Annotated in this window: 1 pseudogene; it reads left to right on the top strand. The window is 71.6% G+C overall.

Going from position 1 to position 11,524, the window contains the following annotated elements:
• Positions 1 to 31 precede the first annotated feature (31 nt).
• Positions 32 to 11,524, top strand: a pseudogene (locus D7W79_RS45315) (amino acid adenylation domain-containing protein); the annotation flags it as partial.

Below are 11,524 nucleotides of genomic sequence, written 5' to 3'. Positions count from 1 at the left end.
CACTGCGACCGCGTTGGAGCCGGGACGGTACGTGCCCCCGACGACCCCCACCGAGCAGAAGCTCGCGGCCCTCTGGACCGAGGTGCTTCGCGTCGAGCGCATCGGCGCGGAGGACGACTTCTTCGAGGTGGGTGGACATTCGCTGCTCGGCACGCAGCTCGTCTCGCGGATCCGCTCGGCCTTCGGCGTGGAACTGCCCCTGCGCGCCCTCTTCGAAGCCCCCACGCTCACCCGGCTCGCCCTCCGCGTGGACGAAGCGCTGCAAGCCGCCGAAGGCTCTGCCCTGCCGCCACCCGCCGCGATCGCCCGGGGTGATGAAGCGCCGCTGTCGTTCGCCCAGCAGCGGCTTTGGTTCCTGGATCAGCTCCAGCCGGGGACAGCCACGTACAACATCCCGAGCGCCCTGCACCTGGACGGACCGCTGGACCTCTCCGCCCTGGAGCGCTCCTTCCGCGAACTCCTCCAGCGTCACGAGTCCCTGCGCACCACCTTCCATTCGCACGCGGACGAGCCCGTTCAGCGCTTCCGCGCCACCGCGGACTTCACCCTGAAGGTGCAGGACCTGGAGCACCTCGCTCCGGACGTGCGTGAAGCCGAAGTCCGGCGTCTTGCTGGAGCCGAAGCCCTGCGTCCCTTCGACCTCGCGAAGGGCCCGCTGCTGCGCGCCTCGTTGTTGCGGCTTGCCGAGCACCAGCACGTGCTGCTCGTGACGATGCACCACATCGTCTCCGACGGCTGGTCCATGGGCATCCTCGTGCGCGAGCTGAGCGCCCTCTACCGCGCCTTCTCCGCAGGCCTGGGCTCGCCCCTGGCCGCGCTGCCCCTCCAGTACGCCGACTACGCCCTCTGGCAGCGCGCCTGGTTGCAGGGGGATGCCCTTGAGCGGCAGCGCTCCTGGTGGCATCAGCACCTGACCGGTGCACCGCGTGCGCTGGAGCTGCCCACCGACTTCCCCCGTCCCGCCGTCCAGTCCTTCGCCGGTGCCTCGGTGCCGTTCCTGCTTCCACCGGAACTTTCGCAGGCCCTCCAAACGCTGGCCCAGCGGCACGGCGCCACGCTCTTCATGGCCCTGCTGGCCTCCACGCAGGCCCTGCTCGCTCGCCACTCCGGCCAGGACGACATCGTCATCGGCTCGCCCATCGCGGGCCGCCGCTTCGCGGAGTTGGAAGGCCTCATCGGCTTCTTCATCAACACGCTCGCGCTGCGCTCCCGCCTGGATGACGCCCCCACCTTCGTGGAGCTGCTCGGCCGCGTGCGTGAGGGCACCCTCGGGGCCTACGCGCACCAGGACATTCCCTTCGAAAAGCTCGTCGAGGAGCTGCAGCCCCAGCGCGACATGAGCCGCTCACCTCTCTTCCAGGTGATGCTCATGCTCCAGAACGCGCCTCGCCCGGAGGAAGGTGCACAACAGCCCGACGCCCTGTCCCTGCGCCCCGTCGCGCAGGACGGCAGCACGTCCTCGAAGTTCGAGCTCTCCTTCGTCTTCACTGACTCGCCCCAGGGCCTAGCCGGTTCCGTCACGTACAGCACCGCCCTGTTCCGCGAGGACTCCATCCGCCGGCTCATCGGCCACCTGCGCGTGCTGCTGGAGGCTGTCGTCCTGGATGCCGGGCAGCGTGTGTCCGCGCTGCCGCTCATGGACGAGGCCGAGCGTCGGCAAGTGCTGGTGGAGTGGAATGACACCCGCGTCGACTTCCCGCGCGCAGCCACACTCCCGGAGCTGATCCAAGCGCAGGTGGAGCGCACACCCGACGCGGTCGCGTTGGTCTTCGAGGGTCGCACGCTCACGTACCGGGAGCTGGACGCGCGGGCCAATCAGCTCGCGCACGCCCTCATCGCGCGCGGTGTGGGGCCGGAGGTTCGCGTCGGCCTGCTGCTGGAGCGCTCCCTGGAGCTCGTCGTCGCACTGCTCGCCACGCTCAAGGCCGGCGGCGCCTACGTCCCCTTCGACCCCGCCTACCCCGCCCAGCGCCTCACCTGGATGCTGGAGGACGCGCACCCCGCCGTCCTCCTGGCCCAGGAGCACCTGCTCTCGCGCCTGCCTTCCCATGACGCCCAGGTGCTGTGCATCGACACGCAGTGGGAGGACATCGCGCTCCAGCCTCGCCATGCGCCTTCTCCTCGCGCCACCGCTGACGGCCTGGCCTACGTCATCTTCACCTCCGGCAGCACCGGCCGCCCCAAGGGCGCCATGAATGCCCATGGTCCGGTGGTGAATCGCCTGCTGTGGATGCAAGCCGCCTATGGCCTGGGGCCTTCGGACGTCGTCCTGCAGAAGACGCCCTTCAGCTTCGACGTCTCCGTCTGGGAGTTCTTCTGGCCCCTCATGACGGGCGCGCGCCTCGTCGTCGCGAAGCCCGGTGGCCACCAGGACCCCGCCTACCTCGCGCGCCTCATCTCCGAAGCAGGTGTCACCACGCTGCACTTCGTTCCCTCCATGCTCCAGGTGTTCCTTGAGGAGCCGGGGCTGGAGGCCTGCACCTCCCTGCGCCGCGTGGTGTGCAGCGGTGAGGCCCTGCCGGTGGAGCTTGCCGAGCGCTGCCTGCGGAGGCTGCCGTGGGCCGGGCTGCACAACCTCTACGGCCCCACCGAGGCCGCCGTCGACGTCACCTTCCACCAGTGCCTGCCCGGAGAGTCCCGCCGCTCCGTGCCCATTGGCCGGCCCGTGGCCAATACCCAAATCCGGCTGCTGGACTCCCGCCTGGAGCCCGTGCCCGTGGGCGTGCCGGGAGAGCTCTTCATCGGCGGCGTGCAGGTGGGGCGTGGCTACCTGGGACGCCCGGAATTGACGGCTGAGCGCTTCATCCCGGATGCCTTCAGCGACATGCCGGGCGCGCGGCTGTACCGCACCGGCGACGTGGCCCGCTGGCTGCCGGACGGTGCCATCGAGTACGTGGGCCGTGCGGACTTCCAGGTGAAGGTGCGCGGCCTGCGCATCGAGCTGGGAGAGATTGAGTCCGCGCTGGAGCAGCACCCCGGCGTGCGCCAGGCGGTGGTCGTGGCCCGTGAGGACGCGGCCGGCGACAAGCGGCTGGTGGCCTACGTGGCATGCCGGAGCGGCGCGGAGGCAGTGGACGTCTCCGCGCTGCGCGCGCGGCTGCACGAGAAGCTGCCGGAGTACATGGTGCCCTCCGCCTTCGTGGTGCTGGAGGCACTGCCGCTGACTCCCAGTGGCAAGGTGGACCGCAAGGCCCTGCCGGCCCCGGAGGCCCCGGTCTCCACCGCCGAGTACGTCGCCCCTCGCAACCCCACCGAGGAGAAGCTCGCGGCTCTCTGGGCCCAGGTGCTTCGCGTGCCCCGCGTGGGCGCCACCGACCACTTCTTCGAGCTGGGCGGCCACTCGCTCCTGGCCACGCAGCTCGTCTCGCGGATCCGCTCTGCCTTCGGCGTGGAACTGCCCCTGCGCACCCTCTTCGAAGCCCCCACGCTCACCCGGCTCGCCCTCCGCGTGGACGAAGCGCTGCAAGCCGTCGAAGGCACTGCCCTGCCGCCACCCGCCGCCATCGCGCGGGGTGATGAAGCGCCGCTGTCGTTCGCCCAGCAGCGGCTTTGGTTCCTGGATCAGCTCCAGCCGGGGACGGCCACGTACAACATCCCGAGCGCCCTGCACCTGGACGGACCGCTGGACCGCTCCGCCCTGGAGCGCTCCTTCCGCGAACTCCTCCAGCGTCACGAGTCCCTGCGCACCACCTTCCATTCGCACGCGGACGAGCCCGTCCAGCGCTTCCGCGCCACCGCGGACTTCGCCTTGGACGTGCAGGACCTGGAGCAACTCGCTCCGGACGTGCGCGAAGCCGAAGCCCGGCGTCTTGCTGGCGCAGAGGCCCTGCGTCCCTTCGACCTCGCGAAGGGCCCCCTGCTGCGCGCCTCGCTGCTGAGGCTTGCCGAACACAAGCACGTGCTGCTCGTGACGATGCACCACATCGTCTCCGACGGCTGGTCCATGGGCATCCTCGTGCGCGAGTTGGGCGCCCTCTACCGCGCCTTCTCCGCAGGCCTGGACTCCCCGCTGGCCGCGCTCCCCCTCCAGTACGCGGACTACGCCCTCTGGCAGCGCGCCTGGTTGCAGGGAGAGGCCCTCGAGCGGCAGCGCTCCTGGTGGCGCCAGCACCTGACCGGTGCACCGCGTGCGCTGGAGCTGCCCACCGACTTCCCGCGTCCCGCCGTGCAGTCCTTCGCCGGTGCCTCCGTTCCGTTCCTGCTTCCTCCGGAGCTTTCCAACGGCCTCCAGACGCTGGCCCAGCGGCACGGTGCCACGCTCTTCATGGCGCTGCTGGCCTCCACGCAGGCCCTGCTCTCTCGCCACTCCGGCCAGGATGACATCGTCATCGGCTCGCCCATCGCGGGCCGCCGCTTCGCGGAGCTCGAAGGCCTCATTGGCTTCTTCGTCAACACACTCGCGCTGCGCTCCCGTCTGGATGACAGCCCTACCTTCGTGGAGCTGCTCGGCCGCGTGCGCGAATCCACCCTCGGGGCCTACGCGCACCAGGACATTCCCTTCGAGAAGCTCGTCGAGGAGCTGCAGCCCCAGCGCGACATGAGTCGCTCACCTCTCTTCCAGGTGATGCTCATGCTCCAGAACGCGCCTCGTTCGGAGGAAGGCGCACAGCCCGACGCCCTGTCCCTGCGCCCCGTTGAGCAGGACGGCAGCACGTCCTCGAAGTTCGACCTCTCCTTCGTCTTCACGCACTCGCCCCAAGGTCTGGCGGGGTCCGTCACGTACAGCACCGCCCTGTTCCGCGAGGACTCCATCCGCCGGCTCGTCGGCCATTTGCACGTGCTGCTAGAGGCCGCCGTTCGCGCGCCAGAAACACGCGTGCACGACCTGCCCCTGCTCCCGCCCGCGGAGCGCCAGCAGGTGCTCCTCGCGTGGAACGACACCGCCCGTCACTTCGACGCCCCCCGCGTCCATGCCCGGTTCGAAGCCCAGGCCACCCGCACGCCGGACGCGGTCGCGCTCGTCGCCGGAGAGGAGCGGCTCACCTACCGTGAGCTCCACCAGCGAGTCCTGCGCCTCTCACACAGGCTCCAGGCACTGGGCGTGCGCCCGGATGAGCCCGTGGCCCTGTGCGCCCGCCGCGCTCCGGACATGGTCGTGGCGATGCTCGCCATCCTCCACGCTGGCGGCGCCTACCTGCCGCTGGATCCGGGCTACCCCTCGGACCGCCTCGCGTGGATGCTCCGCGACTCGCGGGCCCGTGTGCTCGTCACCCAGCGGTCGCTGCGGGACGCGGTGCCGGCGGACGGGCTGGACGTGGTGTTCATCGAAGAGACAGGCGACGGCGAGGCCGCGCACGCTCCGGGTGCCGCCCTGCCCGCGACGCTGGCCTACGTCATCTACACGTCGGGAAGCACGGGCCGCCCCAAGGGCGTCATGGTGCCCCATCACACCCTCTCGAACTACCTGGAGGCCATGGACGCGGTGTTGGGGACGTCCGCTCCGGGCACCTGGCTCGCCGTCACCAGCATCTCCTTCGACATCCACGTCCTGGAGCTGCTCTGGACGCTGACGCGCGGCTTCCAGGTCGTCCTCCACGACGAACAGGCCGTGGCCCGGGACGGCGCGCTCCCGCTCGCGCAGCTGCTGCGTCGCCACGCCGTCACCCATCTGCAGTGCACGCCCGCCTTCGCGCGCTCACTCGTGCTGGCGCCCGACAGCGTGACGTCGCTGGGAGCGCTGCGGCACCTGTTCGTCGGCGGCGAAGCCTTGCCCGGGGCGCTCGCGCGCCAGCTGCGGGAGGCCGTGCCCTCGGCCGTGCTGCGCAACATGTATGGGCCCACGGAGACGACTGTCTACTCCTCCGTGCACGCCGTCACCGGCGACGCACTGCCCGCCACCGTCTCCATTGGCGCGCCCATCGCGAACACGCGCATGTACGTGTTGGATCCGCGGGGCCAGCCCGTGCCCGTGGGCGTTCCCGGTGAACTCTTCATCGCGGGCGACGGCGTGGTGCGCGGCTACCTGGCGCGCCCGGAGCTGACCGCCGAGCGCTTCGTGCCGGATGCCTTCTCCGGCGACCCCGGCGCTCGCATGTACCGCACGGGCGATCTCGCGCGCTGGCGCTCCGATGGGACGCTCGACTTCCTGGGCCGCTCCGACTTCCAGGTGAAGGTGCGTGGCTTCCGCATCGAACCCGGAGAAGTGGAGGCCGTTCTCGTCCGGCACCCGGACGTGCTCCAGGCCGTGGCCGGGGCCCGGCTCGACGCTTCCGGCGATGGCAGGCTCGTGGCGTGGGTGGTGCTGCGGGACGGACAAACGCTGGAGCCCGCGGCGCTGCGTGACTTCGCCCGCCAGCACCTGCCCGAACACCTGGTGCCGTCCCTCTTCATGGCGCTGGATGCGTTCCCGCTCACGCCGAATGGCAAGGTGGACCGCAAGGCCCTGCCCCTGCCGGAGGCTCCGGTCTCCACCGCCGGATACGTCACCCCGCGTACGCCCACCGAGGAGAAGGTCGCGGAGCTCTGGGCCCAGGTGCTTCGCGTGCCGCGCGTGGGTGCCACCGACCACTTCTTCGAGCTGGGCGGTCACTCCCTCCTGGCCACGCAGCTCGTCTCGCGCCTGCGCGCCACCTTCGGCGTCGAGCTGCCGCTCAAGGCGCTGTTCGAAGGGCCGACCGTGGCGGAGGTGGCGATGCGCATCGACGCCGCGCTCCAGTCCGGTCAGCTCGCGGCGGCCCCGCCCCTCCAGCGCGCGCCTTCCTCCGACGCGCTGCCCGCCTCGTACTCGCAGCACCGGGTGTGGCTGCTCGACCAGCTGGCCCCCGGCGGCACGGCCTTCAACATGCCCATGGCCCTGCGCCTGTCCGGAGCACTGGACGTGGAGGCCCTGCGCCACGCCCTCGAAGCCCTGGTGCACAGGCACGATGCCCTGCGCACCACGTTCCGCGCGACCGCCGAGGGCCCCATCCAGGTCATCGCGCCGCCCGGCCCCCTGACGCTGGAGCCCATCGACCTGCGCTCGCTGCCCGCCGACGCGCGCGAGGCCGAGGCCCAGCGGCGCTCCGACGCGGAGGCCTTGCGTCCCTTCGACCTGGCCACGGGCCCGCTGCTGCGCGTGTCGCTGCTGGTCCTGGACGCCGGGGAGCACGTCCTGCTCCTCACGCTGCACCACATCATCAGCGACGGCTGGTCCATGTCCGTGATGGTGCGCGAGGTGGTGGAGCTCTACCGCGCCTTCGCGACCCACACGCCCGCGTCCCTGCCGCCCCTGTCCCTCCAGTTCGCGGACTACGCCGCCTGGCAGCGCCAGTGGCTGCAGGGGGACGTGCTGGAGGAGCAGCTCACCTGGTGGCGGCGCCAGCTGGACGGGGCACCGCAATCGCTGGAGCTGCCCACCGACCGGCCTCGCGCGCCGCACGCCTCGCTCCGGGCGGGGCTGCTCCCCGTGGCGCTTCCGCTGGCGCTGAGCGAAGCCGTGGAGGCGCTCTGCCGCCGCGAGGGCGTCACGCCCTTCATGTTCCTGCTGGCGGCCTTCCAGGTGCTCCTGGCGCGCTACTCCGGCCAGGACGACATCAGCGTGGGTTCGCCCGTCGCGGGCCGCAACCGCGCGGAGCTGGAAGGGCTTATCGGCTTCTTCCTGAACACCCTCGTCCTGCGCACCCGCCTGGACGGGGACCCCACCGTGCGCGAGCTGCTGGCCCGCGTGCGCGCCACCGCGCTGGATGCCTTCGCGCACCAGCACGTGCCCTTCGAACAGCTCCAGCCGATGCGCGACCTGCACCAGGCGCCGCTGTTCCAGGTGATGTTCATCCTGCAGAACACGCCCCCGGCGGAGCTGTCCGTCCCGGGGCTGACGTTCCGCGCGCTCCCTTCGCGGGGCCGCGCCGCCAAGTTCGACCTGACGCTGGCGCTCAGCCGGACGGAGCGGGGCTTCACGGGGACCCTGGAGTACGCCCAGGACTTCTACGACGCCTCCACCGCCGAGCGGCTGATGCACCACCTGCGCGTGCTGGTGGAGGCCCTGGTGGCCGCCCCCGAGCGCCGGCTCTCCGCGCTCCCGCTGCTGACGGAAGCCGAGCGCCAGCAGGTGCTGGTGGACTGGAACGCCACGCGCGCGGACTTCCCCGAGGCCTGCGTGCACTCGCTCTTCGAGGCCCAGGTGCGCCGCGCGCCAGACGCACGCGCCGCCACGTTCGAGGGAGCGCACCTCACATACGCGGAGCTGGACGCCCGCGCCAACCAGGTCGCCCACGCGCTGCGCCGCCGGGGTGTCGGGCCCGAGGTCCGCGTGGCCCTGAGCATGGAGCGCTCGCTGGACGTCGTCATCGGCCTGCTGGGCATCCTCAAGGCCGGTGGCGCATGGGTGCCGGTGGATCCGCTCCTGCCGAGCGAGCGGCGCGCCTTCATGCTGGAGGACAGCGGAGCCCGGGTGCTGCTGACGCAGGCGGCGCTGCGCGACCGCTTCCCCGAGCCCCACCGCACGTCCGCCCTCTGCCTGGACGCTGAACGCGCCGTCCTCGCGCAGGAGCGCACCGACGCACCGGCCTGCGGCGTCACCCCGCGCCACCTGGCCTACCTGCTCTACACGTCCGGCAGCACGGGCCAGCCCAAGGGCACCCTGGTGGAGCACCAGAGCGTGGCCAACCTCGTCACGCACGAGGCCGTGGCGTATGGCATCGGGCCGGGTGACCGGGTCCTCCAGTTCGCCAACCTGAGCTTCGACTTGTCGGTAGAGGAGATCTTCACCACGCTGTGCGCCGGCGCGACGCTGGTGCTCGCGCCGTTGGAGAAGCTGATGCCGGGCGCGCCGCTCCAGCAGTTGCTGGGCGAGCAGGCCCTGACCGTCATCAGCCTCACGCCCGCGGCGCTGGCGGCCACGCCCGCGGACGGGCTGCCCGCGCTGCGCACCGTCATCTCCGGAGGCGAGGCGCTGCCCGCCGACGTGGTGGCGAGGTGGGCCTCCGGGCGGCGGCTGCTCAACACCTACGGCCCCACGGAGGCCACGGTGGTGGCCACGCTCGCCGACTGCGTGGCGGACGGACGGGTGCCCGCCATCGGCCGGCCCCTGGCCAACGTGCGCGCCTACGTGCTGGACGCGCGCGGCGAGCCGGTGCCCGTGGGCGTGCGGGGAGAGCTGTACCTGGGAGGCGTGGGCGTGACGCGCGGCTACGCGGGGCGTCCCGCGCTGACGGCCGAGCGCTTCGTGCCGGACGCCTTCTCGGCCGAGGCCGGTGCCAGGCTGTACCGCACGGGCGACGTGGTGCGCTGGCGCGAGGACGGCACGCTGGAGTTCGTCGGCCGCGCCGACGCGCAGGTGAAGGTGCGTGGTTTCCGCATCGAGCTGGGCGAAGTGGAGGCGGTGCTGCGCGCGGCCCCCACGGTGAAGGACGCGGTGGTGCTGGTGCGCGAGGACGTGCCGGGCGACCGGCGCCTCGTGGCCTACGTCGTCGCGGATGCGACGGACGCGTCCGCGCTCCGGGAACACCTGAAGCAACACCTGCCCGAGTACATGGTGCCCGCGGCCTTCGTGGCGCTGCCCGCCCTGCCGCTCACCGCCAACGGCAAGGTGGACCGCAAGGCCCTGCCCGCGCCGGACTTCAGCGGCGACGACCGCGAGCATGTCCCACCGCGCACCGGAACCGAGGAGCGGCTCGCCGGTCTGTGGCGTCCGCTCCTGAGCGTCACCCGCGTGGGAGCCACCGACAGCTTCTTCGACCTGGGCGGCCACTCGCTGCTGGCCACCCAGGCCATCAGCCGCATCCGGGAGGCGTTCGGCGTGGAGCTGCCGCTGCGCGCCCTCTTCGACGCGCCCACCGTCGAAGGACTGGCCGCGCGCATCGACGCGGCCCTTGAAGGCAGGGGCATGCCGACGCCTTCCCGTCGGCGTGAAGGCCCTGCGCTGTCCGTGCCCCTCCTCCCGCTGGAGGAGGTCGCGGCACGCGAAGTGGCACGGCCCGCTCCGGTGGAGCCGAGCGAGGACTCCGCCAACGTCCGCCCTCTCACGGACGCCGAGCGTCGGCAGGTGCTGGTGGAGTGGAACGCGACGGCGACCGACTTCCCGCGCGATGCCACGCTGCACGGCCTCATCGAGGCGCAGGTGGAACGCACGCCGGATGCCGTGGCACTCGCATTCGAGGGTCGTACGCTCACGTACCGGGAGCTGGACGCGCGGGCCAATCAGCTCGCGCACGCCCTCATCGCGCGCGGTGTGGGGCCGGAGGTTCGTGTCGGCCTGCTGCTGGAGCGCTCGCTGGAGCTCGTCGTCGCACTGCTCGCCACACTCAAGGCCGGCGGCGCCTACGTCCCCTTCGACCCGGCCTACCCCGCCCAGCGCCTCACCTGGATGCTGGAGGACGCGCACCCCGCCGTCCTCCTGGCCCAGCAGCACCTGCTCTCGCGCCTGCCTTCCCATGACGCCCAGGTGCTCTGCATCGACACGCAGTGGGAGGACATCGCGCTCCAGCCCCGCCATGCGCCTTCTCCTCGCGCCACCGCCGACGGCCTGGCTTACGTCATCTTCACCTCCGGCAGCACCGGCCGCCCCAAGGGCGCCATGAATGCCCATGGCCCGGTGGTGAATCGCCTGCTGTGGATGCAGTCCGCCTATGGCCTGGGGCCTTCGGACGTCGTCCTGCAGAAGACGCCCTTCAGCTTCGACGTCTCCGTCTGGGAGTTCTTCTGGCCCCTCATGACGGGCGCACGCCTCGTCGTCGCGAAGCCCGGTGGCCACCAGGACCCCGCCTACCTCGCGCGCCTCATCTCCGAGGCCGGTGTCACCACGCTGCACTTCGTTCCCTCCATGCTCCAGGTATTCCTTGAGGAGCCGGGGCTGGAGGCCTGCACCTCCCTGCGCCGCGTGGTGTGCAGCGGTGAGGCCCTGCCGGTGGAGCTTGCCGAGCGCTGCTTGCGAAGGCTGCCGTGGGCCGGGCTGCACAACCTCTACGGCCCCACCGAGGCCGCCGTCGACGTCACCTTCCACCAGTGCCTGCCGGGTGAGTCTCGACGCTCCGTGCCCATTGGCCGGCCCGTGGCCAATACCCAAATCCGCCTGCTGGACTCCCGCCTGGAGCCGGTGCCCGTGGGCGTGCCGGGAGAGCTCTTCATCGGCGGCGTGCAGGTGGGGCGCGGCTACCTGGGACGCCCGGAGTTGACGGCTGAGCGCTTCATCCCGGACGCCTTCAGCGACATGCCGGGCGCGCGGCTGTACCGCACCGGCGACGTGGCCCGCTGGCTGCCGGACGGCGCCATCGAGTACGTGGGCCGTGCGGACTTCCAGGTGAAGGTGCGCGGCCTGCGCATCGAGCTGGGAGAGATTGAGTCCGCTCTGGAGCAGCACCCTGGCGTGCGCCAAGCGGTGGTGGTGGCCCGCGAGGACGTGGCCGGCGACAAGCGGCTGGTGGCTTACGTGGCCTGCCGGAGCGGCGCGGAAGCGGTAGACGTCTCCGCGCTGCGCGCGCGGCTGCACGAGAAGCTGCCGGAGTACATGGTGCCCTCCGCCTTCGTGATGCTGGAGGCACTGCCGCTGACGCCCAGTGGCAAGGTGGACCGCAAGGCCCTGCCCGCTCCCGAAGCCCTGTCTCTTATA

The sequence above is a fragment of the Corallococcus exercitus genome, assembly GCF_003611585.1.
Lineage (GTDB): Bacteria > Myxococcota > Myxococcia > Myxococcales > Myxococcaceae > Corallococcus > Corallococcus exercitus.
Note: the sequence above shows the minus strand (reverse complement) of the source record. Positions and strands in the feature narration are given on the sequence as shown.